This window comes from Veillonella criceti, from assembly GCF_900460315.1.
In the GTDB taxonomy this organism is placed as follows: Bacteria; Bacillota; Negativicutes; order Veillonellales; family Veillonellaceae; genus Veillonella_A; species Veillonella_A criceti.
On the sequence record NZ_UHIO01000001.1, the window covers coordinates 1,192,501 to 1,219,055 of the forward strand.

At 41.3% G+C, this 26,555-nt stretch carries 16 protein-coding genes and 2 rRNA genes (1 of these 18 running past the window's edge); 4 read left to right on the top strand and 14 right to left on the bottom strand.

The window, feature by feature from the left end:
• The 8 genes from DYE54_RS05440 to pdxR all read right to left on the bottom strand — a co-directional run.
• Positions 1–771, bottom strand: a 23S ribosomal RNA gene (locus DYE54_RS05440) (it extends 2,162 nt beyond the left edge of the window).
• 304 nt (positions 772–1,075) lie between these two features.
• Positions 1,076–2,638 (bottom strand): 16S ribosomal RNA (locus DYE54_RS05445).
• Together the 16S and 23S rRNA genes form the textbook arrangement of a ribosomal RNA operon.
• A gap of 521 nt (positions 2,639–3,159) precedes the next feature.
• Positions 3,160–4,305 (bottom strand): efflux RND transporter periplasmic adaptor subunit, encoded by a 1,146-nt coding sequence (locus tag DYE54_RS05450; protein WP_115310286.1) that lies wholly within the window; start codon positions 4,303–4,305, stop codon positions 3,160–3,162.
• Between the two features lie 38 nt (positions 4,306–4,343).
• Positions 4,344–4,961 (bottom strand): TPR end-of-group domain-containing protein, encoded by a 618-nt coding sequence (locus DYE54_RS05455; RefSeq protein ID WP_245935694.1) that lies wholly within the window; start codon positions 4,959–4,961, stop codon positions 4,344–4,346.
• A gap of 217 nt (positions 4,962–5,178) precedes the next feature.
• A complete protein-coding gene (gltB, locus tag DYE54_RS05460) occupies positions 5,179–9,777 on the bottom strand; it encodes a glutamate synthase large subunit (protein ID WP_115310287.1) in 4,599 nt (1,532 codons plus the stop codon).
• Positions 9,778–10,132: 355 nt separating this feature from the next.
• Positions 10,133–13,033: an ATP-binding protein gene (locus DYE54_RS05465; RefSeq protein ID WP_115310288.1), complete on the bottom strand. Its 2,901-nt coding sequence runs from the start codon at positions 13,031–13,033 to the stop codon at positions 10,133–10,135.
• On the bottom strand, positions 13,023–14,291 hold the full coding sequence (locus tag DYE54_RS05470) for a metallophosphoesterase family protein (protein WP_115310289.1): 1,269 nt from the start codon (positions 14,289–14,291) through the stop codon (positions 13,023–13,025). The genes DYE54_RS05465 and DYE54_RS05470 overlap by 11 nt, the downstream gene beginning before the upstream one ends.
• A gap of 1 nt (position 14,292) precedes the next feature.
• Positions 14,293–15,729 (bottom strand): MocR-like pyridoxine biosynthesis transcription factor PdxR, encoded by a 1,437-nt coding sequence (gene pdxR, locus DYE54_RS05475; RefSeq protein WP_115310290.1) that lies wholly within the window; start codon positions 15,727–15,729, stop codon positions 14,293–14,295.
• A gap of 322 nt (positions 15,730–16,051) precedes the next feature.
• Here pdxR and bioB point away from each other — a divergent pair, with 322 nt between their 5' ends.
• Positions 16,052–17,074 (top strand): biotin synthase BioB, encoded by a 1,023-nt coding sequence (bioB, locus tag DYE54_RS05480; RefSeq protein WP_115310291.1) that lies wholly within the window; start codon positions 16,052–16,054, stop codon positions 17,072–17,074.
• A gap of 151 nt (positions 17,075–17,225) precedes the next feature.
• On the opposite strand, the gene DYE54_RS05485 is transcribed toward bioB, so the two are convergent.
• From DYE54_RS05485 to pta, 4 genes are all read right to left on the bottom strand, one after another.
• Positions 17,226–18,536: a DUF445 family protein gene (locus DYE54_RS05485; RefSeq protein WP_115310292.1), complete on the bottom strand. Its 1,311-nt coding sequence runs from the start codon at positions 18,534–18,536 to the stop codon at positions 17,226–17,228.
• Positions 18,533–19,768, bottom strand: coding sequence for a DUF445 family protein (locus tag DYE54_RS05490; RefSeq protein ID WP_115310293.1), 1,236 nt, complete (start codon positions 19,766–19,768; stop codon positions 18,533–18,535). Before DYE54_RS05490 ends, DYE54_RS05485 begins: the two co-directional genes overlap by 4 nt.
• Positions 19,769–19,784: 16 nt before the next feature.
• Positions 19,785–20,489: an MBL fold metallo-hydrolase gene (locus DYE54_RS05495; RefSeq protein WP_115310294.1), complete on the bottom strand. Its 705-nt coding sequence runs from the start codon at positions 20,487–20,489 to the stop codon at positions 19,785–19,787.
• A gap of 244 nt (positions 20,490–20,733) precedes the next feature.
• Complete coding sequence (gene pta, locus DYE54_RS05500) at positions 20,734–21,735, bottom strand: phosphate acetyltransferase (protein WP_115310295.1); 1,002 nt, start codon at positions 21,733–21,735, stop codon at positions 20,734–20,736.
• A gap of 342 nt (positions 21,736–22,077) precedes the next feature.
• Between pta and DYE54_RS05505 the strand changes: the two genes are divergently transcribed.
• The 3 genes from DYE54_RS05505 to bioF are packed head-to-tail and all read left to right on the top strand — an operon-like array spanning position 22,078 to position 24,590.
• Entirely contained in the window at positions 22,078–22,581 is a 504-nt protein-coding gene (locus DYE54_RS05505) for a hypothetical protein (protein ID WP_115310296.1), read from the top strand.
• Positions 22,571–23,359 (top strand): 6-carboxyhexanoate--CoA ligase, encoded by a 789-nt coding sequence (locus tag DYE54_RS05510; protein ID WP_115310297.1) that lies wholly within the window; start codon positions 22,571–22,573, stop codon positions 23,357–23,359. The genes DYE54_RS05505 and DYE54_RS05510 overlap by 11 nt, the downstream gene beginning before the upstream one ends.
• Positions 23,360–23,393: 34 nt before the next feature.
• Positions 23,394–24,590 (top strand): 8-amino-7-oxononanoate synthase, encoded by a 1,197-nt coding sequence (gene bioF, locus DYE54_RS05515; protein WP_115310298.1) that lies wholly within the window; start codon positions 23,394–23,396, stop codon positions 24,588–24,590.
• On the opposite strand, the gene DYE54_RS05520 is transcribed toward bioF, so the two are convergent.
• The gene (locus DYE54_RS05520; protein ID WP_115310299.1) at positions 24,583–25,923 is read right to left on the bottom strand and encodes a purple acid phosphatase family protein; all 1,341 of its coding nucleotides are present in this window, start codon (positions 25,921–25,923) and stop codon (positions 24,583–24,585) included. The two genes, bioF and DYE54_RS05520, sit on opposite strands and share 8 nt — an antisense overlap.
• A gap of 79 nt (positions 25,924–26,002) precedes the next feature.
• Complete coding sequence (locus tag DYE54_RS05525; protein WP_115310300.1) at positions 26,003–26,551, bottom strand: cyclophilin-like fold protein; 549 nt, start codon at positions 26,549–26,551, stop codon at positions 26,003–26,005.
• Positions 26,552–26,555: the final 4 nt, after the last annotated feature.

A 26,555-nucleotide genomic window follows, 5' to 3' on the forward strand; every position in this document is an offset into this window, starting at 1 on the left:
GTTCGGTCCTCCACACAATTTTACCTGTGCTTCAACCTGGCCATGGATAGATCACTACGGTTTCGGGTCTACTATCACTAACTAATCGCCCTATTCAGACTCGCTTTCGCTTCGGCTCCATGTTTTCCACTTAACCTCGCTAGTAACAGTAACTCGCCGGTTCATTCTTCAATAGGCACGCCGTCGCGCTGCAATTATACGCGCTTCGACTGTTTGTAGACATACGGTTTCAGGTTCTCTTTCACTCCCCTCCCGGGGTGCTTTTCACCTTTCCCTCACGGTACTATGCGCTATCGGTCCATACTGGTATTTTGCCTTGGAGGGTGGTCCCCCCTGCTTCCCACAAGGTTTCACGTGTCTCGTGGTACTCTGGATACTGTCCCATGCATGCAGGATTTCGATTACAGGGCTTTCACCTTCTACGGCTGCGCGTTCCAACGCTATTCTTCTATCCCATTTACACTTGTTGACAGTCCTCAACCCCGGTTCGGTTTCCCGATCCGGTTTGGGCTCTTCCCCGTTCGCTCGCCGCTACTAGGAGAATCTCGTTTGATTACTCTTCCTCTGGGTACTTAGATGTTTCAGTTCCCCAGGTGCCCTCCTCATACTCTACGGTATGGGTGACGGAACATAACTTCCGCCGGGTTCCCCCATTCGGAGACCTACGGGTCAATGGTTGCTTGCACCTCTCCGTAGCTTTTCGCAGCTTACCGCGTCCTTCATCGGCCAGTATAGCCAAGGCATCCACCGTACGCCCTTAAAATCTTTACTTAGATTTTTAAGACTTTCGTCTTGCCTGTAGCTTAACCTACTTCTATAAATCAGAGAATTATTTCCTAATGTGCTTGGTTAACCCTTGGATTCCTCCAAGAGGCTTACCTTACAAATTATTATCTATCTTCTATGTAGTTTTCAAAGAACAATGCTCATATACACATATTTTGTTATATGAACTGAGAGTCTTTACAGATCTCTCAAAACCAAACAATGTAAAGTGTCTTAAACCTTAGTTTTAAGCGCCAAAGTGTCGACCTAAGTGACATCGAAAGTCTTGCTTTCGTGTATGTCTCCCTAGAAAGGAGGTGATCCAGCCGCACCTTCCGATACGGCTACCTTGTTACGACTTCACCCCAATCATCGACTTTACCTTAGACGGCTGGCTCCCGAAGGTTACCCCACCGGCTTTGGGTACTTCCGACTTTCGTGGTGTGACGGGCGGTGTGTACAAGGCCCGGGAACGTATTCACCGCAGTATGCTGACCTGCGATTACTAGCGATTCCGACTTCACGTAGGCGAGTTGCAGCCTACGATCCGAACTGAGAGCTTGTTTCTGGGGTTTGCTCCACCTCGCGGTTTCGCGTCCCTCTATTAAAGCCCATTGTAGTACGTGTGTAGCCCAGGTCATAAGGGGCATGATGACTTGACGTCATCCCCGCCTTCCTCCGCATTGTCTGCGGCAGTCTCTCATGAGTTCCCACCCGAAGTGCTGGCAACATAAGATAGGGGTTGCGCTCGTTGCGGGACTTAACCCAACATCTCACGACACGAGCTGACGACAGCCGTGCACCACCTGTTTTCTGGCTCCCGAAGGAGAAAAACAATCTCTTGTTTCGTCCATCAATGTCAAGACCTGGTAAGGTTCTTCGCGTTGCGTCGAATTAAACCACATACTCCACCGCTTGTGCGGGCCCCCGTCAATTCCTTTGAGTTTCAGCCTTGCGACCGTACTCCCCAGGCGGGGTACTTATTGCGTTAACTCCGGCACAGAAGGGGTCGATACCTCCTACACCTAGTACCCATCGTTTACGGCCAGGACTACCGGGGTATCTAATCCCGTTCGCTCCCCTGGCTTTCGCGCCTCAGCGTCAGTTGTCGTCCAGAAAGCCGCCTTCGCCACTGGTGTTCTTCCTAATATCTACGCATTTCACCGCTACACTAGGAATTCCGCTTTCCTCTCCGATACTCTAGTTCCATAGTTTCCATCCCCTCACGAGGTTGAGCCTCGCACTTTTAAGACAGACTTACGAAACCGCCTGCGCGCGCTTTACGCCCAATAATTCCGGACAACGCTTGCCACCTACGTATTACCGCGGCTGCTGGCACGTAGTTAGCCGTGGCTTTCTATTCCGGTACCGTCAAATCTCTGCACTATTCGCACAAAGACCATTCGTCCCGATTAACAGAGCTTTACAACCCGAAGGCCGTCATCACTCACGCGGCGTTGCTCCGTCAGACTTTCGTCCATTGCGGAAGATTCCCCACTGCTGCCTCCCGTAGGAGTTTGGGCCGTGTCTCAGTCCCAATGTGGCCGTTCATCCTCTCAGACCGGCTACTGATCATTGCCTTGGTGGGCCATTACCCCTCCAACTAGCTAATCAGACGCAACCCCCTCCTTCAGCGATAGCTTATAAATAGAGGCCACCTTTCAATGAACTCCGATGCCGAAGTTCATTCGCACGCGGTATTAGCAACGGTTTCCCGTTGTTATCCCCCTCTGAAGGGCAGGTTGGTTACGCGTTACTCACCCGTTCGCCACTAAGATTGATAGAAGCAAGCTTCCATCGCTCTCCGTTCGACTTGCATGTGTTAAGCACGCCGCCAGCGTTCGTCCTGAGCCAGGATCAAACTCTCCAAGATATCTTGGAGCTATTTGCTAGCTCGTTTTCGTTGTTGTTAGCTTAACCGAAGTTATCTAACTTAGAATTTATTTGGTTGGTTTCAACTAATTGAAACCCGCACTCTGGCTATGTTCATTTCGTTAAAAATGATTACCTTACATTGTTCAGTTTTCAAAGATCTGTTACAAAACTAATTTGCAATCCACGCATTTCAGTTTTGCATTTTTCTCACCGTCATCTCTGACGGTTTTTATATTGTAGCACCAACATCTCATTCTGTCAACAACTTTTTTACAAGTTATTTACAAATTTGAAACATAATTGCTACTTCTAACAAATTCATATGGCTGTCTAATACAACACTAACTTGTTAGGTTACCACCTGTAGTACTTCATAAGTTGTACCCTCAAGTGACGACTTGACTATCTTACCAAAGTAAACCTTAAACGTCAACCCCTTTTTTTATTTTTTCACAAAAAAGTAAAAACTGTTGAGCCTCAGCATGTTTTACTGTGACTCAACAGTCTCTACAATCTCACTTAATAAGTAACTTGTTCCCCCAGTTCAAAGTTTCCTTTGGACGTAATAATCCGTTCCCCTTTGCTTAACCCCATAACAATCGCCGTATATCCATCGACCGTTTCACTCGTTTCAACAACCCGAACATCAACTGTATTATCCGCTGTTACGACATACACAAACTTCCCATCTTTATTTTCATGAACAGCTTCCTTCGGTACAGCAATAACGGGTGCCGTTGCTGATGATTCAATGACAAGAGTATAGAATTCACCTGGTTTAATCACATCATCAGTGTTATTAAATGTTGCCTTTACCAATACGCTCGGCGTACCAGCTGGTGCATTCGTATCAACATAAGTTAATTCACCAGGGATTTCTTTATCATCTACTTTTAAATACACTTTCAAGGTACTTTTATTAGCAGGTTCCGCTAACTTCAATGCAAAACTCTGCGGAATGCTTAAAGAAGCTACAACAGGGGTATTCTGCTGAATAAGCATAAAGGGACGACCTTCAATAGCCACTTTACGATCTTCATTATAAATAGCCGCCACTCGCCCCGTCATTGGTGCCACAATTTGTGACTGAGCAATCTGTGTCTGCAATTGGGCAATGGCTGCTTGAATCCCCGCCACTTCCATACCACCACCGGTTGCCACATAGCCTCCACCACTAGTTACTACAGTCGCTTGCGAGCGTTGTACAATCGTTTGGTATTCTTTTTCTGTAATAATGCCATTCATCATCATTTCGTGAGCGCGATTTACATCAGCAGAAGATACGGCCCCCGGCACTACGGTCGTTTCCTGTGGCACGGCTTGCACACCTGCATGACTCTGTTGTTCACCTAATTCTTGAATCAATTGATTTAACTGTGTTTGTAATGTGCTCGTATCCAGCATAGCCACCACTTGGCCTTGTTTTACCTCATCGCCTACTTTGACAGCCATCGTACTCACTTGTCCTGATACGGTAGGTTCAATCGTCACTTTATTAAGGGCTGTAATATTAGCATCATTACTAATCTTAACAGGCATTTCTTTTGTATCTACTTCCACTGTAGTTACTTTGGTTGGCCCAAAACAACCGCTTAAAGCCAACATCATTACCATAATGATAGGAATAACGGACCAACGAATGTTTCGTTGTTGTCGCTTTGTCATCTGTACGCCTCCACTCTATTAAGCTGCTATTATTCAAACTATTTCACAAGAGCATCAAAGGTTGGATTCCCATGAAACCGGACAAAATGATCCTGTGTACGAGCCACATCTTTTACTACTGGATCTATTGATATGGCCTGTTTTAACCATTCTAAGGCCTTCTCATCATTGCCTTGATCAGCATAAATCGTCGCAATACCATAAACAGACCACGTATTACGAGGATCTTTAGCCAATACCTTTTCAAACCAATTTTTAGCCTCCTGTAAATTACCTTCTAACTTATACAGCATCGCCATGTTATAGTAATTACTTACATTATTAGGGTTTATTTTATACGCTTTCTTAGTAAATTCTAATCCACCTTGGGCTGCTCCATTAAGCCCCATCGCCATTCCTTTAATTGAATAGGCTTCGTCTGAATTAGGATATATCTTCAAAATCTCATCCGCCTTTGCAATCGCTGCCGTGTACTCATTTTTTTGTAATAAACGAGTCGCTTCTGCCACAGCTTCCACTGGTTGTGCTTTGGTAGCCACAGTCGTATTGGGCGTCACTACTTTAACCGATTCATTAGACGTTGTTTCAGCACCGCAACCACTGAGCACTAAAGTTAACACAATCATCATCCCACTTACTGTATATGTAAATTTCACTTTTTCTCCTTTGCCCTCCACAAACGGTTTTCTGTCATTCATTATATACCATTTCCAATAAATTCTAAATATTCAATCCACGAAAAAGAGAGAATAACGCAAAATGAGCCCGTTTGCAAGAGATTTAGTCTAATCTCATTAACAATAATCGGACTCATTATAATCGCTTTAAATTTACTAAAATTGAACTTCTTTTAAAAACTTCATTCTATTTTTATCATTTTATATGATAGGTATCTTTAAAGGCTTGTAATTGCGCCTCATCTTCAGTAAATCCGTTAGCTACATAAGCAGCAATAGCCTGTTTCATAGCTTCATAAGCAGTCGGTACTATTTTAGTGAAACGATGAGCAAAGTTCTGCCAATTATCTAAAATATGACGACCTTTACGACTATTAGTGTGAAGTACATGCCCTTCAATTAACATTTTAATTCGTTCCAAATCCTGTTCCGTCGCTGCACGGGGCTCTACTAGACTCGTGTTACATTTGCGTACATCGAAATCTAAAATATAAGCATAGCCACCAGACATACCGGCCCCAAAATTTCGACCTGTATTGCCAAGAACAAGTACTTCACCACCAGTCATATATTCACAACCGTGGTCACCCACACCTTCTACTACAGCCGTAAGCCCACTATTACGAACAGCAAACCGTTCACCAGCACGACCACTAATATAGGCTTCACCCGCTGTAGCGCCATAAAATGCGACATTGCCAATAATAACATTCTGATCCGCTTCAAACAAAGATGCTCTTGGGGGATATACCGTAATGACCCCACCGGATAACCCTTTGCCTAAATAATCATTCGCATCGCCTTCCAGCTCCATAGTCATCCCTTTAGGAATAAATGCTCCAAAGCTTTGACCTGCACTACCAACAAAATTAAGTTTAATCGTATTAGGTGCTAACCCATTAGCACCATAACGTTTCGTGATTTCACTTCCCACAATAGTGCCCACTACACGATGTGTATTATTAATAGCTAATTTAGCACGAATCGGTTTTTGTTCTTCAATTGCGGGCCGACACATACGAAGCAATTTACCTTCATCAAGCGTCTTCGCCAATTCATGATCTTGTTCATTTTGATGATAATGGCCTACTGAAATATCTGTATACGGGCGGAATAGAATACGTTTCAAGTCAACACGAGATAATTTATAATTATCATCTGTTACTTTTTGACGTAATAAATCAACCCGCCCTACCATTTCTTGCACCGTTCGAATACCCAAACGAGCCATAATTTCACGAAGCTCACGGGCTAAAAATATCATCAAATGCTCTACATATTCAGGTTTCCCTTTAAAATTCTTACGCAATGTTTCATCTTGAGTAGCCACACCATACGGGCAGGTATTCAAGTTACATACACGAGCCATTTTACAGCCAACTGCAATTAACGGCAAGGTACCAAAGCCAAACATTTCTGCGCCCAATAAAGCCGCTACCGCAATATCAAAGCCTGTCATAAGTTTGCTATCTACCTCAAGAATAATACGGTCTCGTAAACGGTTCAACAATAATGTTTGATGAGTTTCCGCTAAACCAAGTTCCCAAGGTGCCCCTGTATGACGCATTCCCGTACGACCAGCGGCCCCAGTACCACCATCATAACCACAGATTAAAATATTGTCGGCTTTAGCTTTAGCCACACCAGCCGCAATTGTACCAACCCCTGCCTCAGCGGCAAGCTTGACACTAATTCGAGCATTGCGATTGGCATTTTTTAAATCAAAAATTAATTCTGCCAAATCTTCAATAGAATAAATATCATGATGAGGTGGTGGCGATACCAATTCTACCCCTGGCGTAGAGTGACGGGCCTTCCCAATAGGCGGATATACCTTTTTACCCGGCAATTGACCACCTTCGCCTGGTTTTGCCCCTTGCGCACACTTAATCTGCAATTCTTTAGCATTTACTAAATATTCCGAAGTCACACCAAATCGACCAGAGGCAATTTGTTTAATCTCACTGCACCGATTATCGCCATTCGGCAACAATTCATAGCGACTAGCATCCTCGCCCCCTTCACCAGAATTACTCATTGTACCTAAACGATTCATAGCGATAGCAATTGTTTCATGAGCTTCCTTACTGATAGCCCCATAACTCATAGCCCCACCTTTGAAACGTTTCACAATCGATTCCACAGGCTCCACTTCTTCAATAGCAATTCCTCCGCCCACAGGGTAATTAAAGTCAAGTAAACTACGTAATGTTACATGATAGCCCTGACAAATTTCACGGGCATACTCTTTATATAACTCATAGTTATTATCAATGCATGCTTGTTGCAATAAATCAATCGTCTTGGGGTTATATAAATGAGGTTCCCCCTCTTTCATAGGGCCATAAAAGCCACCAGCTTCCAGTACTGTATCCTTTGTTTCAAAAGCACGGGCATGACGAGCTAATGCTTCACGGGCTACCCCTTCCGTGCCAATCCCACCAATCCGAGTTGGTGTATTTACAAAATATTTATCAATAAAATCGCTATTAAGGCCCACAGCTTCAAAAATTTGCGCCCCTTGATAACTGCGTACAGTAGAAATGCCCATTTTAGACATAACTTTTAAAATACCACCTACGACGGCTTTAATATAATTATGTTCAGCATCTTCTGGTGAAATTGACCCCAAACGACCTTCTTTTTGCAAATTAGCTACCGTTTCAAACGCAATATAAGGATTAATAGCGGTTACGCCATAGCCAATTAACGTACAAAAATGATGGACTTCTCGTGGTTCCCCAGATTCTAGTACTAAACCAATATCCGTGCGCAATACTTTTTTAATTAAGTGATTATGTACAGCTGCCACAGCTAATAGCGCAGGAATCGGTGTATGTGTAGCATCTACACCGCGGTCCGATAAAATTAACACATTATAATCTGAACGAGCTGCTTCTTCTGCTTTCGTACACAATTCAGCCAAAGCCTGACGCATCCCCTGACTTCCATCTGTAGGATTAAATAAAATGGACAATGTCGTACTCTTCATTCGCCGACAATCCAGCTGTTTAATAGCCGCAAACTCTTTATTTGTCAAAATAGGGCGATCCAACGATACACAGTAAGTACCACTTTTATGCGGATCCATCATATTACCACTATTACCAAACATCACCCCGGTAGAGGTGACCATTTCTTCACGAATCGCATCAATAGGCGGGTTAGTAACTTGAGCAAATAACTGTTTAAAATAACTATATAGCAATTGTGGTTTATCTGACAAAATGGCTAATGGTGCATCGGCCCCCATAGCGCCCACTGGATCTTTACCATCTTTGGCCATAGGCTGCAACATACGTACCAAATCTTCCTGCGTATAGCCAAATACTTGTTGCTGTTCCTTTAAATTAGTAATTGTTGGAATATCCGCTTCATCAGCTGGTGCAATATCTTCTAAATGAATAATATGCTCTTTTACCCATTCACCATAAGGCTTCTCAGTGGCAATGCGATGCTTAATTTCTTCATCAGATACAATGCGTTGTTCCTTCGTATCAACGAGCAACATTTTACCTGGCTCTAGGCGACCTTTATGTCGAATGTTTTCTGCTGATTCATTCACCACCCCTACTTCAGAGGCCATAATCAAACGATCATCACTAGTAATGTAATAGCGGGAAGGACGTAACCCATTACGATCAAGTACTCCACCGATAACAGTCCCATCAGTAAAGCCCATAGCAGCTGGCCCATCCCAAGGTTCCATCATAAAACTATTAAATTCGTAGAAATCACGTTTTTCTTGACTCATAAGTTGATTCTTTTCCCAAGGTTCAGGAATCATCATCATCATAGCATGTGGTAAACTACGTCCTGTCATATACAAAAACTCTAAAGTATTATCAAACATGGCTGAGTCAGAGCCAGTATCATCAACAACGGGGAATACTTTTTTAATCTGAGGGAAATATTCCGAACTCGCTTTCCCTTCTCGTGCATTAATCCAGTTAATATTGCCACGAATCGTATTAATTTCCCCATTATGAACAATAAAACGATTTGGATGTGCTCTAGCCCAACTTGGAAATGTATTGGTACTAAAACGAGAATGTACCATAGCCAATGCCGACGTAAAGTCCAAATCAACTAAATCTAAATAAAAATCACGCAACTGTTTTGGCGTAAGCATACCTTTATATACAATAGTCTTAGCCGATAAAGAAGCAATATAAAAGTCGCCACTGTCTGCTTTACTCAGTGGAATAATCTGTTTTTCGGCCTCTTTACGAATAACATATAAAATACGTTCAAATTCTTCGTCATTCATTACATTATCGCCCTTACCAATAAAGATCTGAATGAACCAAGGACGAATAGCGGCTGCCTCGGCCCCTACAGCATGAGAATCCACAGGTACTTCACGCCAGCCAAGAACCACTTGCCCTTCCGCCCGTACAATGTCTTCTAGGATTGCTTTTTGCTTATTCCGTAAAGCTTCATACCGATGTGCAAAAATCATGCCTACACCATAACTACCAACGGGTGGCAACGAAAATCCCAATACTTCACATTCCCGCTGAAAAAAATTGTGTGGAATTTGCACTAAAATACCAGCCCCATCACCTGATGAAGCATCAGCCCCACGAGCACCACGATGTTCAAGCCGTTCTAAAATACGCAAACCATCATCAATAATATCGTGAGATTTACGACCTTTAATATCAACTACAAAACCCATACCACAAGCATCTTTCTCATAGGCTGAATTATATAGCCCCTTAGCTTGCCACTGTGCCTGTTCTTGTTGTTGTACTTCAATTTGTGTTGTCCCTAATTGCTCTCTTTGTTCCATAAGTCCTTGCTCCTTCCAACCCTATACGCTCTCTTTCCTCTAACCAACGCTCCGTATGTAAAAACTTCTACACAATACACCCTATTTACTAACATCTATGGTGTAAAAATTTTCCAACGTCATTAATTCTATAGAAAATAGATTGTTTATATTATACTCTCCTTTCTCAAGAAATGCATATAGAAATAACATATAAATACTGTGCAATAATCTCATGTATACAAGGTACTTTCAAATACAAAAGGACTTCTTACTTAAGTAAGAAGTCCTCAATTCATCTATAGGAATAATCAACTATATTCTATCAATATGTATTTTTATACCATTTTCATTTATAAAACGCCAAATTTTATCTTTATAAAGTATCTCGAGTACTCAAATCATACACATCCATTCCTTCTATTTGAGCACTCCGTTCCGCCGTACCTTGCTGACAGGTAAAGATTAATATCTGTTCTACCATACCAATATGCGCCAATAACTTTAACGCAGCGTCTTGACGGTTTTCATCAAAGCGCAATAAAATATCGTCTAAAATAATAGGCAAAGATTCCACGCGCTCGCCAAATACTTTGGCTAAACTAAGGCGTAGTGCGAGATATACTTGATCCCCTAGCCCACTGCTCCATCGCTCTGTGGGCACAACTTCCCCAGAAGCTAATACGGCCTGTAAAGACGAAGCTGTATCGCCTAACTGCAATGTGTATTTACCATCGGTCATCATCGATAAATAGGAAGAGGCATTCGCCATGGCTTCTGGTTGACGGTCTTTTTCATAATCCATTTGGGCCAGTTCCATAAAATGACTTACTAAAACTTGCGTAGCCCAAGCAGTTAGTGCTTCTTGTAACTCCCCTTCTAACTGCTGTTCTTCTTGTAAAGCTAACGACATAGCCTTATCCTGTGATAACGTGCGCATCGCTTCTTGTACTTGTCCACGCTTTTCATGCAAAGAAGCTAACCGCTTTTCAAGGGCTTGTACTTCCGAACGACTTCGTTCCGCTTCAGATTGCCACTTTTCTTTATTGCCTGTTTTTAAACGACGATACAACGCTTCATGACTGTCCTTTTTAGAGGCAAACAGAGCCAATTGATCTCGGCTTTGCTCATATACTTTTTGCCATTGTATATATTGGTCCTGCAATAATAAACGTTGTCGATATTCACCAGCAGTAGTAATTCCATTCTTTTGTAATAATTCGGCTTGCTCTAACAGTAGCGCTTTTTCCTGACGACTCCACTGTTCATATTCTTCATGATAATTACGACGTTGTGATTCCTTTTGTTCCCAGCGAACTTGATTTTGCCGATGGGATTTTAAGAGGTTATATACACGGCGCAATTCAATAGGCGTAACAGGAATCGATAATTCTAGTTTCTCCCATAAAGCAGCACAGCGGCTTTCAATTTCATGTAAACCAGCCTCATGTTCTTGTAATCGTTTTTCATACTCCTTGTACTGGTTTAAATCCTCCATGTACGTATCATATTCTTGCTTTAACGCAAAAAACTGGTTATCCGTTAGTACTCGACTAGCCCCTTGAGGCAACCAGCGCTGCCATGCTTCCATCGCTTTATTTCCAGCAGCCTCCAACTCTTTACCTTCCGCTAACCACTGATTATACAATTGCTCATAACTGTGAATTTTAGCTAATGCTATATTTTGATTACTAAATGTGGCTCGTTTTTCTTTTACAGAGTCTTCTAAATCTACAACATCAGCCGCCGACTGTGGCGTTGTCACGCCTACATCATGTGCTAACTTTTCTAATAGTTGTTGTTGCCGCTCACATTGATGAATAACTGCTTCATAGTGCCCTTGTTGTTTACGCTTGCCTTGCCAATCATATACAAATAAAACCACACCAGCTAAAAACAGCACCAGAGCTACCCAAGGCCCCATATCCGCCATCATCAAAAGGGCTAATACAGCAACTACTAACAGACCAATCGCCCCATAGCGATAGTACGGTTTTGGTAGGTTATCAACCAAAGCTTTTCGTGCAGTCACCGCCTCATCATAGGCCGTATAAGCTTCTTTTATGGCTTTAATCCCCGCCTCTAAAGCTTTCAAAGAGTTTTCTTCCTCTTTCACGTTTGTATTAGCCAATTCAACTGGTTCCACCGGTTTTCGTTTTTGCCAATGCAAATAATTATCCTGAGCGCTGCGCAATTGTCTAGCTAAAGATTCGCCTTCGGCCCAATTCACTTCCGCAGGCATCTCTGCATCAGCACGCCAAGCATTATGTAAAGTCCGAGACACTTCCAATTGCTCTTTAACCCGCTTCAAATAGTTATGCCCTTGGTCACATTCTTTCTGTAATTGCGTCCATTTCCCTAATTCCTGAAAAAGGCCTTCAATTTCTTGACTATATACACCAATTAAAGAATCAGGCGCAAAATTATCAGGCACTAAGCCTGCTTCTTTGCCACTCCATAGCTGCATATTATTACGGCACTGCGTAATCTTTTCATCCAGTGCATAGAAGGCCTCTTTCTCTAATAAGTCTGTCACCGCATAGGTATTCATTTGTTCTTTAGCATGTTCGGCTCGTTTATATACATCCCAAGCTCGCAAGACTAAATCTACATCTTTGCCATACTCTTGCCATTCTTTAAGTCGTTCAGTCAATTCTTTTTCAGTGGTGACCATACCATCTAGCTCTTGCTGATACGCTGCATACGCCTCTTCATGCTTACCTAGATTCGCCATAGTGTCGCGAACTTGTTTCAAACGCTCCATAAGCACATTAATTTTGCGTTTACCATTAGCCGAAGCTACTAACAAATCTGAAGACGCCTTTTCAATATCTTTAACAGCTGTACTTAATCGTTCGCCACCTTCACCGCCAAAGAAACGAGCCCGCACTTCAACCTCAGCCAATACATCGGCCCCTTGTAATTCATCCACAGTAATAGCAAAAATACGATCATAGGTCTTTTTATCTAATCCATGCCACCACAAAGTCGCTGGTTCTTCCGCAATAGGTCCTTTACCCAAAGGATAAAAATTTAATTTTTTCCCGTCGCGACCAATATGATAGGTTACACCTTCACGTTCTACAATTAAGTGACCTGACCCATAGCCATACGTTTTACTCTTCTTGCCAAATAGTAAAAAGCGTAAGGCTTCTAGCAAGGAAGTTTTACCACTTTCATTAGGTCCATATATGACCTGCACCCCTGACGTAGCTGGTATAAATGACCAATCCCGATAGGGGCCAAACTCTTTAATATATATCTCCTTAATCCTCATCTGTATCTCCCATGAGGCAACGAGCCCCTACAACTTCTGCTCGTCGCAATGCTTCTTCTAAAACTTCATCTGTTAACAATTGACTATAAATGCCTAATCGTTTACTCTCTGGACGGTCAGCAATGAGTGCTCGTATACGCATCGCTTGTTCTCCTTTAGGAAGTTTCCCTAAGGTATCATAACTGCGCAAATAGTCACCTACCATATCCTCCATCTCACGTCGTGCCGTCCAGTCAGTAATACCATCAGTCTTATCTACAATCGCATAAGGCATCACAAAATTGAACTTATTCTTCTCTTCGTCCTGCGCCATCTGAAGCCATACCTGTTGCGCCTCTGGTTCACTACACAAACCATGTAATGTGCCCGTACCGGTTAATATAATTTCTAGTAACACTTGTTTCTTTAATTTTCGTAGCATTTCTTTCTTATGGCGAATCATTTCTACAATATCCGAATTATTCGTCAGACTACTTATATCTATGGTTACCTGTTCAAAACGAATCGGTGCTGTTTCTTGAAACTGCATACTAACCTGTCCGGTTGCACTCACATCCACTAAATAACAGCCTTTCGCCCCCACTTCTTTCTTATGTAGCCCCTGAGTATTCCCAGCGTATACCACATAAGGAGCTTCATGCAAAATTTGTCGTTTATGAATATGCCCAATCGCCCAATACTTCATAGGTGATTCTGTCAATTCAGACAAAGACGTCGGTCCTACCACTTCATGATCAGGCGTACTGCCTACTGTTCCATGAAATATGCCAATTGAAAACGGATCATCCGCCCAAGGTTTCAAAAATTGTGCCACATTATCAGCACGATTTTGCTCACTGCAACTAATGCCATATATATAAGCTACCACTTTTCCTTTAGAAAATAGCGCCTTTCGTTCACTTTGCGTAGCTGAAAAAATATGCACCATGTCAGGTAAACGAATATTTCGAAGCCAACTCTCAGCCGGATCATGATTTCCCTGCACTAAAAATACGGGAATTGAATGCGCACTTAACCGTTCACATTCATAAGCAAAGCGAACTTGTGACTCTAAATTATGGGTATCACTATCATAAATATCACCCGTAATCAACACAGCTTGCACTTGTTGTTCTATAGCTAGGTCAACAATGGCTTCAAAGGAGCGATACGTAGCTCGATTCACCGCCTCGTCCACTTGTTTACCTAATGACTTTATATATTTAAAAGGAGTCCCTAAATGAAGATCTCCACATTGTATAAAACGAAATGGTATCATTTCAAACTCCTTTCCATGCATTAGCTAATTGGCTAACCGCTTCTTTTAATTGCGCCGAAGGAATCGCACTAAACGATAACAAACAATGCACTTCCTCACGATTAGCCCCATCTGCTTCTATACGAACATCACACCCAGCTTCATGAGCTTTAGCTAACAATTTTTCACCACTTAACGATGTATATACGGTCAAACCAATATAAACACCACCTTCTGGTAAATACGCTTTCACTTTTTCACCAAATGCACTTTGCAACTGAGCCACTAACTGTTTACTCTTATCTGCATAATGTTTACGCAATCGCCGAATTTGCTTAGACCACTCACCAGCCGCCATATAGCGAGCCCACACGAGTTGTTCCATAACACTAGCGCTTTGTCGATACGAATTGCGATACGTTAAAAAATCATTCCACAACGACGTAGGTAATACCATGTAACTAATTCGAATGGATGGTGGTAACACTTTAGATGGTGTGCCTAAATAAATAACATGTTCTTCTCTCGCAAGGCCCTGTAAGGAGGAAATAGGCCGTCCATAATATCGAAGTTCACTATCATAATCATCTTCTATTAAATAACTACCTACCGTCTTAGACCACTGTAATAATTCTTTCCGTCGCCCTGCACTCATGACACGCCCCTGCCGATCTCCATGGGACGGAGTACAATATAACGCCTGCACGTTAGCCCGTGTCAAATCAGCAATTAACGTTTCACTATGTTGATCAATCGTCACTACCTTAAATCCATAATCCTCAAAAATATGAGTAACACCAATTAACACACTGCTATCAATAGCCACCGTTGTAATATGAGCCCGTTTTAAAAGGGCTGCAATCATCATAACCATTGCCTGAGTGCCACTGCCGATAATAATCTGCGCCGCTGTAGTTCGTACAGCTCGCGCCGTATTCAAATATTGTGCCAATTGTAAACGTAGTTCCCATTCACCTTGCGGATCGCCATAAGCCAACAAACGCTCTGGTTCGCGCAAGATGTAACCAATATACCGTTTCCAACGGGTATAATCAAAACCTTCTGGATCCATAGCCCCCGTAGCAAAATTGTATTGTATAGATTTATGATTTAAGGGTTCTGATACGTCTGCTTCTATACTATCGAACGCTAAGTTTGGTGCTAACGGATACGTTACAACCTCTTCCCACTGTGTTTCATTATTTCTTGGCGTGCTTGATAATGGTAGCGAAAGCACTTCATACGGTGATCGATCATGAGCCTTAATATACCCTTCCGCCGCTAATTGCAAATACGCCTGTTCCACGGTAATTTTACTAACACCCACTTCACCAGCTAAAGCCCGTACCGATGGCAATCGAGTCCCTGCTTCATATTGACCATACTCAATGCGCTCTTTTATATATTGATAAATTTGTTCATATAAAGGCGTGACACTATTTCGTTCTACTACTAACATGCCCTCGCCTCCTAATATTATCCAATGCCCTTACAAACCATTTATTAACAATACACTACATTACCTTCTATTTTATCACAGCCCTTTGAAATTCGTAATCTGTCCTAATCAAATTTTATGATTTTTTACAAACTGGTATTATCTATACAATAATAACGGCCCTTTTATTGTTAACCGAATCTTCCATCACACGTTATTGTTAACCTTGCGCAAAATTTGTAGTTGACTATATCCTATAAGCTACGTATAATAAAGGCAACGACTCACGGTCGGAGCTCAGAGGTAGAGCGGGAAAACTTTAAACATATAGAGGTGTAGGTTCATGACAACAACAAACAAAATTGGTTACGAAGAAATTATCGCATATGCTCAACGCATTTTAGATGGTGGCGAAATTACTCCTAAAGAAGCCGAACAATTGATTAATGTATCTGACGAAGATACTATGATTCTACTTGCTATGGCTGATAAAATTCGTCAAAAATTCAATGGTAAAGAAGTTGATTTATGCGCCATCGTTAATGCACGTTCTGGCAAATGCCCAGAAAACTGTAAATTCTGTGCCCAATCGGCACATCATGAAACAGGCGTAACAGTGTATCCTTTCATGAGGGAAGACGATATTGTAGAACATGCAAGAAAAGCTAAAGAAGCTGGCGCCATTCGTTTTTCTATCGTAACAAGTGGTCGTAATACAAATAATCCAAAAGAATTTGATCAAATTCTTAGTGCTTTGCGCCGTATTCATGAAGAAACTGGTCTTGAAATTTGCTGTTCCTTAGGGCTTCTCACCTATGAACAAGCTGTTCAATTAAAAGAAATCGGTGTAACTCGCTATCATTCTAACATCGAAACAGCGCCAAGCAATTTCCCTAATATTTGCAGCACTCATAATTTTGAAGACAAAATGTCTACTATTGAAAATGCTAAAAAAGCAGGTATTCGCGTATGTTCTGGCGGTATTATTGGCTTAAATGAAACCTTAGAACAACGTGTTGAAATGGCCTATGAATTAAAACGCTTAAATATCGATTCTGTACCACTTAACATTTTGAATCCAATTAAAGGGACTCCATTTGAACATAATAAACCATTAGCGCCACTTGAAATTTTACGTACTTTTGCTATGTTCCGTTTTGTATTACCAGCCGCTCAAATTCGTACAGCTGGTGGCCGTGAAGTAAACTTACGTGATTTACAAGTTCTAGCTTTATCCGGTGGCCTTAATGGCATCATGGTTGGTGGTTATTTAACAACAGACGGTCGTTCCCCACTTCAAGATTTACAAATGATTGAAGATTTACAACTTGATCGTACTGCACCACAACCAATTCAAGCTAACTAAGCTGCTTTCATAGTCACAAGACTATTTTAGCTATCATCTAACAGTACCATACTATGGATGACGTATATAACTTCTTATTCCTTCAAACAAGAAAGGGCATTGGAAATCCTCCATTTCCAATGCCCTTTCTTTATATGTTCCCACAAATAACTTATAGGCCCCACAGGGCCAATAAAGGCTCATAGATAAAATGTAAAAAGCTCCACGCGCCAAGCCCACAAACAGCACCAACTAAAGCACCATTAATACGAATCCAACTTAAATCATCTTCTACTTTCGATTCAATAAAATAAATAAATCGTTCCGTACTTAAAGCACCTAACACTTGTCGCACAATAATACCTAATAAAGCATGACCACGAACAATTACATAGCTAGCCATATGTTGACACATATTTTCAAGTTTCGTTTCAATTTCAGGATTACGACTATACACTTTCCATAAATCCTGCAAAGACTGTTCTAATACTTTTACTGGAGTTTCTTGTTCAAACGTTTCTTCCGTATCCGCCATATGAATAACATTATGAATATATGGACAAATATACGTTTCTAAAATGTCTTCCCAGTCTTGTTCCTCAATCCACCGTTGCCAAACACCATCAATCGTTTGACTGACAGAACTATTATAAGCTAATTCCTGTAACGGCCCTAACCATTGTTGCATCCATACCAAACGTTCTGTACTGCCCGGCCGTTTCCATCGTTCCAATACCATATATAACTCACGTAACATAGCCATAGCCATATCGCGTGCATTAATAATATCGGTTGCTTCTGAAACACCAATAACAATGGCTGATAAAAAGTTATCCTTTCGCGCTTGAATTTCACGATCAATCGTATGTGTTAACCATAAGAGAACCTGTGGCTTATCTAACGCCTCCTGTAATAGCACTAGCCCTTTAATAATGGTTGTTTCATGCTTATTAGTTTTACATATATCAGTCAAAAATTGTTGCATCGGCCCCGTAATTGACTGCTTATGTAGAAAAGTCCTTAATTTATCAGCGCCCCAAGCAGCCCATTCTTTTTCACTACGACTATGCCATACTAAATGCAATAAACTCCGTAAGGCTTTACGAATATATTGGCGGCCTCGTTCGCTTTGAATATAACTGTCAATGTATGGTAAAAACTTAACAGACTGCACGGCCTTTTGACATTGCTCTAACGTAAGCAAACGTGTTTCAATAAGGTGAACTAATCCCGATATCATGCGCTCCTTATTACGAGGAATTAAAGCTGTATGATAGGGAAATCCTAATGGCTTACGGAATAAAGCCGTCACCGCAAACCAGTCAGCTACACTACCAATAAGAGCCGACTGCACGAGCCAATACAAGGCTTCATACCAAGTGGCTTTGATATAAAATTGACCAAGAAAAACTAAACCATATAGTACAGCGGAGATGACCAAAATGCGATTGGCCCACACACGATAAGGTACGCCACCAATCATAAGCTAGCACCTCCTTGTACAAGTTGAGCCGCTACATAAAATAGTCCGCCCAACACAGCCCCCACTAAGGACCCATTAATCCGAATCATCTGCAAATCATGATATAATTTCCCTTTAATAATATCGGATAAGTGTTGTGGCGAATAAGCCATTAGTTCACGCACTACCGATGTATCAACAAAAGGTCGTAACTTACGCAATAAAGGCACCAGTTGATATAATAACAACCGCTCTAAACTTTGTAATTTAGCTTTATCCTGTAATAAGCCGCGTGCATAGGCTTCTGCTTCTTCTTGAGCCCGTTTAAAAATCCCTTGCCACGTTTTCGTATCACCGGATAAATCAACATCGTCTAATGCCTCTTGAAGCCAACGATTTTTTAAGTTCTCCACCGTATGACGCCATTGTTGATTTCGCTCTAATTCAGACAAACTCCAAAGTACCTTATTATATACATATTGTCCCATAGGTGAGTGAATCGATTCTTGCGAAGCTAAAAACTCAGTTCCTTTTTGTTGAATTAATTCTGCTACTCTATCTGGTGAAAAGCTATCACTGCCTAGTGCTAAGGCCAATTCACGCCAAAAAGAATTCTCCGCATACCGATTCATCATCGAGGCCACAATCCCTACAATATAAGGCTTAATCCCTTGAGAGCTTAATAAGCGCTGGCCCATACGATTTACATAAAGCCATAAAATAGCCACAGTCTCTCGTTTCATCATAAGATGACCAAAACGGATGAGTAATGGAGCCACTTCCCAGTGAGCAACCCCTTTTTTAATCGCCCCAGTCACTTCTTTGCGTAATGGCGCACCGTCAAATTGATGTCCCATCTGCGAACCTACTTCTTCAATAAATTGGTTAATCTGATAGCGACCTTCTTCACTAAGAAAATACATCAAAATGCGCTTAGGCAACTGCTCTTTTTTTATAATCATATACACTGGTTGCACGCGCAATAGTTCTTCTACCATCATATAACGCGCCGTTTCCACAAGCCTTGCTTTGCTACGAGGAATTAATGCCGTTTTATAGGAAATCCCCAAAGGCTTCGCAAATAAAGCCGTCACCGCATACCAATCGGCTAAACCACCAATCATTGCCGCACCACTGACATGTGTCAAAAATCCAAATAACGGCTCAGCCCGAAAAGGATACACAGCTAAAAATATAACCATCATGACCAACAATAGCAACGTCGCTATAGGCCATGCTGTCCGTTGTTTCATAAAAAATCCTTTCAGCCTATTTTATCCCATAGGCAGCTAAGTCTACGGCATCACCGGATTGTTTCGGAATCCAAAGTGGCATATGCTCATATAAAGACTTAAAATATAAAGACGGTTCCCAAATAGGACCATTCGCATGCATAGGCACAAATAATTTGGGTTGAGGTACTACATGAAGCAATTCAATAGCCCCCCATTCACGAGCCGCTTCTAATCGGGCATCAACAGGGAACAATATTAAATCAGCTTGCATACCCGCTACACGATGAAATTCTTTTTTGGCAAAGTCACGAGCAAAGTCAATATTCTCTGGCGTATCACCTAACCAATGCCACCAATTTAAATCACCGGCATGAAATAGTTTACTCTTACCAGTATCAAGTAAAAAGGAACCACCTTCATCTGTAGAGCCATACATGGTAACAGTTAAATTACCTACCACCGTTGTTTCACCTACAGCCATTACCGTTGTTCGAGGCGCTGGCATCTCTTTGTGGGGCACATCCTCATGAACAATATAGCGTGTTGTATCACTATTAAACTCTAAAATAGCAGGTGAATAATGATCTCCATGCCAATGGGTCACAAAGAACCACAATTCCTTCCCTGCTTGTTGCGCTTTTTTAACAATTTGAGTTTGATCTTTCCAATAATCAAATATGTAACATTGATGACCTGCATCAATCATAAAACCACTATGTTCTAAATAATATAATTTCATAAACAAGCCTCTCTTACTTAAAAGAATTTTTATTTTGAGAATATTATTAGTTATTCTCTTATATTATACCACAAAATAAATAACAAAAACTCCGTTATTGTCAGAGTTTTGTAAAACTACAACAAAAACGGAGTTTATGAAATCATATAATATATGAAATTAGTATTCACCTACAAGGTATTCAGTCATCCTAAAGGACAACACTATTAAGGTGAGCTAGTCTTTATAGTTAACGCTATATCAATTATTCAGCACTTTCAGCAGCGGCAATAGCTACTACATCAACAATATCAGTAGCAAAGCAACCACGAGACAAGTCATGAATTGGAGCGGCTAGACCTTGAATCAATGGTCCAAGAGCGGTAGCACCAGCAAAACGTTGAACTAATTTATAACCAATATTAGCAGCCTGAAGATCAGGGAAAATAAGAATGTTAGCTTGACCAGCTACTTTACTACCTGGCGCTTTACGTTCTGCTACAGATGGTTCAATAGATGCATCTAATTGTAATTCACCATCAAAGTCAAAATCTACATTGCGTTCTTTCAACAATTCAACAGCTGCTACTACTTTATCTACTTCAGGGGAGGACGCAGAACCCTTAGTGGAGAAAGATAAGAAGGAAACACGAGGATTAGCCATGTTACCAACTTTGCGAGCTTTTTCAACAGAAGACATAGCAATATCTGCTAATTGTTCAGATGATGGGTTAGGAATTACACCGCAATCGGAGAATACAAGCATACCTTCATCACCATATTGTTTCTTATCAGTGAATACGAACATAGAGCTAGATACAGTTTTAAGACCTGGTTTAGTACCTACTACTTGTAAAGCGGCACGCAATACATTAGCCGTTGGACTAGCAGAACCAGCTACCATACCATCAACTACACCAAGGTGTACTAACATAGCGCCAAAGAATAAGCAATCGCCAAGCATAGTTGCTTTAGCTTTTTCTGGTGTCATACCTTTTTTAGCGCGTTTTTCTACAAATACGTCAATCATTTCTGGTAAACGATCATATGTTTCAGGATTGATGATTTCAGCACCATCAATATTAAAACCTTCTTTTTGAGCTAATGCTTTAACATCTTCAGGATTACCTACCAATACTGGTGTAGCGAAACCTTCTTTAAGAATTAAAGCCGTAGCTTCTAATACACGAGCGTCTTCGTATTCTGGTAATACAATTTTTTTACCTAATGGTTTTACTTTTGCTTTTAAATTTTGTACTAATTCCACAATATCGTCCTCCTTGACTGTGAACAACCTGCCCACGCAGGTTTGTTATTACTGTTTTATTATACCAAATTCGCAAGAGAGATTAAAGGGCTATACGTTATATTACTTTTTGTAAATAGTCATGACTATATGAGATACAAGAACTAGCTAAATTCCTACTAATCAACTTCTAATTTACAACTGTCCCCTTGTAGCATATAATAAAAGCAAATTTGGTTAACCTTCATATTTAAGAAGGTTGACAATCAGTTAATTATCTACCTAGGGAATAGATAATTAGCCAATGACTTACCATTAGTCATATATTAGGGATTTAGGTTTAGGGAAAGGAACTTTGTTGCCATGAAACAAATATCGATTCGTACTCTTTGTGAAATAGGAATTTTAGCCGCTATGATAGGAATTACAGGTGCTATTAAATTACCTAATGTTATACCCGGCGTTGATTTTCAATTATCGGCCCCTTTAGCTGTCGCAATTTGTGCCGTATTTGGTTTTAAACGCTATATTATAGCCGGTTGTTTAGCCAGTCTCCTGTCCTTACTTTTAGGGACACAGAACTTACTCAATGTGGCCATTGCAATGCAGTTCCGCCTCATTGCAGGCGCGGTACTCTACTTAGGGCGCAATACAATTTGGTCTCAAATTATTGCTGGCCCTATTGCCTCTATCATAGCCCGTCTAACACTAGGTATCCTCTTTGGTAAATTAGCCTATGCGATGATTCTCATGGCTATACCTGGCTATATCTTTACAGCTATCTTCTCGCCGATTCTAGTAAAAGTTTTAAGTAAAGTACGTCGTGCTGTACCAACCACGGTCGGAGGTACCATGAATGTATTATAGTATTCGTATGCGGGCAGCTCAAGGTGGCGCCCACGAAAAAGGCGGTCATCACATTTCGGGAGCTGAACGCATTGTCACCAAAGATCAACTAGAACAACTATCTGCCGAATTAGTCCATCGAGCACTACATCATAGCAAAGGTTGTGCTGATTTTATTCGCCTCACCATCGACGCTATTGATGAAACAGGTATTCATTATGTACCGGCTTTATCGGTTAAAACTACACATGCCACTTCAGTAGAAGCGGCCTATGCCATAGCCCAGAAATTATTAACAACTCATGGCGTTACGGAAACAGCACTCCAACAAGGTCTCCATTTACTGCGCACCCAAAAAGAAGCCATGCGCGGTGCCTTAATTTGTAATGCACTTACAGGGGATAGAATGGACAACTTAGGTAATCGAGGTCTTCGCGTCAGTCGCATGGCCTTTGCCAATGAAAATAAAGCATGCCAATATTTTCAAGAACAAGGACATACAGGCATTCATTTCCAAGAAGCGCTCGTCTTAGCCACTAAAGTCCTAAGTGCGCCACAAGTGATAAGCGAATTTTGTATCTCTGATGACCCAGATTATACAACTGGCTATGTCAGCTATGGTCATACCTACCATCGTCTCGGCCCCCTCAAAGAATTTGGTGATGAGCGAGGCGGTCGTATTTTCTTTGTACAACCCAATATGTCAATTGATGACTTACAAAACTATTTAGAAAATACAACCGTATTAGTGACTACCCCCAATAATACACCTAACACTCTAATGGCATCCAACCGCTAAATTCCTATTTTTATTAACTACTACGAGGTTTCCTATGTTTTCAACAATAACCCGTGAATTTTATACATCACAACTCCAGCAATTAAACGCCACTAAACAACGCCGTCAATGTACCACCTATGAGCCCCTAGACAGCACTCATGTTCGCCTTGAAGGCAGAACCTATCTTATGATGGCTTCTAACAACTACTTAGGCCTCACGCACCATCCGTCAGTCATAGCCAGCGCCCAAGAAGCCATTACAGCTTATGGCACGGGCTCCGGTGGCGCCCGTCTAACATCAGGCACCTATCCATTATTACCACAACTAGAAACACAATTAGCCTGCTTTAAAGAAAGTGAACGAGCACTCGTCTTTAACACAGGCTATATGGCTAATGTAGGTACTATTTCAGGTCTCCTAACAAAAGGGGATTATATTCTAAGTGATGCACTCAATCACGCTAGCATTATTGATGGTTGTCGTCTTAGCGGCGCCACAATTAAAGTATATGAACATAATAACTGTGAACACCTAGAAAGCTTGCTAAAAGCCTTACCCACTACCGGTAAGCGCCTCATTGTAACAGACGGTGTGTTTAGTATGGATGGTGATATAGCACCCCTACCTGATCTCATAACCTTGGCCAAACGTTATGAAGCCTTACTCATGGTCGATGATGCACATGCTACAGGCGTTATTGGCCAAGGTCGTGGCACCGCCCATTATTTTAATTGCAGTCAAGATGTGGACATTCAATTAGGCACCCTTAGTAAAGCTTTAGGCAGCGAAGGTGGCTTTGTCTGCGCCAACGAACTACTCATTGACACTCTCATAAACCGAAGTCGTAGTTTCATTTTTTCAACAGCCTTAATACCAGCTGCTATTGGTGCGGCTCAGCAAAGTCTCACATTATTAGCCAACGATACATCCCTTTATACACAACTACAGCACAATATCGACTATATGACTCAGGCCCTATTGCGCCAAGGGATTGCCGTAACCCATAAAACAACGACCACAGGTTTAGTACACGACTATCAGCCAACACCGATTTTCCCAATTATTGTAGGTTCTGCTGAAAAAGCCTTACAGCTCTCTCAACAATTATTTGAAAAAGGTATTATTTTAACAGCCATTCGGCCACCTACAGTACCGCAAGGGGCTAGCCGTTTACGACTCACAGTAACCGCGGCTCACCAAGAGTCCGACTTACAATATGTGGCTGATACCTTAGGTCAACTTATTTAGTAAGTATTACGGAATCAAAATGCGTTCCATCGGCTAAATAAGCTTCTACCATTAATGAATTAGCTTGCTTACGAAGTACTAAGTAATTGTCACCATCTAAATAAGGTGATTTATATTCATCTAACGGATGGTCCATCCAAATATTAGCATACTTTACATCACCAGCAACCCCAGTCACAATATAATAAGGTCCCGTTGCACTTCGTTCAAAATTTTCTACATGACCACGACGTCGATACATATGATAATGAGCCGATAATACTAGATCTACCTTATATTTTTCAAAAGTAGGCATAAACATATCGCCAATTTCATTGATTCCTGGCACAGTATTGGGTGCCTTCGTATGAGGATAACGGAATGGGTCACGATGCATAAGGACTACCTTCCAAGGCTGTTTCGTATTTGCTAAATCCGCCTCTAACCAAGCTAATTGTTCAGCTTGTACCGCCTCACGATAAGTATCATTCATCTCTTGAAACTGTGTATTCAATACGACAAAATGAACGTCTCCATAATCGTATGAATAAAAAGCTCGTCTCGAAGAGTCACCTAATTGTTTACTATCTGGCTTCGCAGTAGGCGCGGCAAATTTAAAAAAGGTATCAAAAGCAGTCGGTTCCTTCATTTGCCAATCTAACGAATAATATTCGTGATTACCAATAACACCCGCTAATGGAATATTCGCAATCATAGGTTCGACTGCATCAAACCACGCATCCCATTGTGAAGCGGACTCCCCATTATCTACCAAATCGCCCATATTAACAAAAAAAGTAGCTTCAGGATTTTTCGTATACGCTGTTTCCACCAATTCATGCCAGCCTCTATAATCAGCCGATTGAGAATCAGGGAATACAAGGGCTACAAAATTACGATGATCAACCGTTTGTAAAGTATGCCAATCATTAGTGATTACATTTTGCCCTACTTGGTATTCATACGTCTTATTCGGTTCTAATTGCGTTAACTCAGCACGATATATATAGCGCACCACTTTATCCTCTTGTAAAGTGTCCATCGTAGCAGGCACAGACTGAATAGTACTGTCTGAAGCTCCCGCCTCTTTATAGAGCACTACCGGCTCTTCTGTCGCTTTACTTGTCTCCCACATAATAATACGGGAATGCGCCATATCTGGTGTCACTAATTGCCTAACATAGCGTGCTTCTGTACCGGCTTGTGGTACATAATGATAGTACAAACTACGACCTTGACGCATAATATTCGCACCCCAAGCCGTCGATGATACAATAACCCCAATCACCACAACTAATATAAACACTGTAGACAACCAAACTAACCAAGGTTGTCTTTTTATATATCCTTTCATATAATTTGCCTCCTCAAAGCGTCTCTTTTAACTCATAATCATATTATATAAGTTAGAGTTAACTTCAAGTCAAGATATTTTACTTTGAGAATGTAATGGTAACTGTCCCTTTCCCCAGTAAGGTTTCCCAATCTACAGGATCCACAACCTCTCCTAAGTCAGTATATGCATAAGAGGAGTCAAAATTTTTGTAAAATAAAACTAACCCTTGATGGCCCCATAATTTCAACTGACCGGCCTTAATAGTCCCCGCCACTTTAGAATCGGTAGTAAAGGACGTATTCAATACAATATATTTCTCATTATCATTAACATCCTGTAAGGTCAAAGTCTGTGGTAATTGATTGACGAATTGTTCAGCTGCCACAGTATCAGCTAAACGAACCTGAATCGTCTGATTACCAATATGCATCTGAATAGATTTTTGCTTACTTTCAGGCGCATGAGTATCACTCTGTTTTGGCTCACTAACCATATTAATGCTTCCATTAGAGCTTACCGTATTAACACCATTTTCAGTTGCCGTACTATTCTCCGGTTGAGCAGCTGTACAACCTGCCACCGTACTCACCAAAACAAAGAATAACCCTATTAGTAAACCTTGCCCCATTCGTTGAACGCTATACATCGTT

Bases quoted from the DNA above. Each gene is read 5' to 3' on its own strand.
- DYE54_RS05450 (WP_115310286.1), bottom strand. From the start codon at position 4,305: ATGACAAAGCGACAACAACGAAACATTCGTTGGTCCGTTATTCCTATC.
- gltB (WP_115310287.1), bottom strand. From the start codon at position 9,777: ATGGAACAAAGAGAGCAATTAGGGACAACACAAATTGAAGTACAACAA.
- DYE54_RS05465 (WP_115310288.1), bottom strand. From the start codon at position 13,033: ATGAGGATTAAGGAGATATATATTAAAGAGTTTGGCCCCTATCGGGAT.
- DYE54_RS05470 (WP_115310289.1), bottom strand. From the start codon at position 14,291: ATGATACCATTTCGTTTTATACAATGTGGAGATCTTCATTTAGGGACT.
- pdxR (WP_115310290.1), bottom strand. From the start codon at position 15,729: ATGTTAGTAGTAGAACGAAATAGTGTCACGCCTTTATATGAACAAATT.
- bioB (WP_115310291.1), top strand. From the start codon at position 16,052: ATGACAACAACAAACAAAATTGGTTACGAAGAAATTATCGCATATGCT.
- DYE54_RS05485 (WP_115310292.1), bottom strand. From the start codon at position 18,536: ATGATTGGTGGCGTACCTTATCGTGTGTGGGCCAATCGCATTTTGGTC.
- DYE54_RS05490 (WP_115310293.1), bottom strand. From the start codon at position 19,768: ATGAAACAACGGACAGCATGGCCTATAGCGACGTTGCTATTGTTGGTC.
- DYE54_RS05495 (WP_115310294.1), bottom strand. From the start codon at position 20,489: ATGAAATTATATTATTTAGAACATAGTGGTTTTATGATTGATGCAGGT.
- DYE54_RS05505 (WP_115310296.1), top strand. From the start codon at position 22,078: ATGAAACAAATATCGATTCGTACTCTTTGTGAAATAGGAATTTTAGCC.
- DYE54_RS05510 (WP_115310297.1), top strand. From the start codon at position 22,571: ATGTATTATAGTATTCGTATGCGGGCAGCTCAAGGTGGCGCCCACGAA.
- bioF (WP_115310298.1), top strand. From the start codon at position 23,394: ATGTTTTCAACAATAACCCGTGAATTTTATACATCACAACTCCAGCAA.
- DYE54_RS05520 (WP_115310299.1), bottom strand. From the start codon at position 25,923: ATGAAAGGATATATAAAAAGACAACCTTGGTTAGTTTGGTTGTCTACA.
- DYE54_RS05525 (WP_115310300.1), bottom strand. From the start codon at position 26,551: ATGTATAGCGTTCAACGAATGGGGCAAGGTTTACTAATAGGGTTATTC.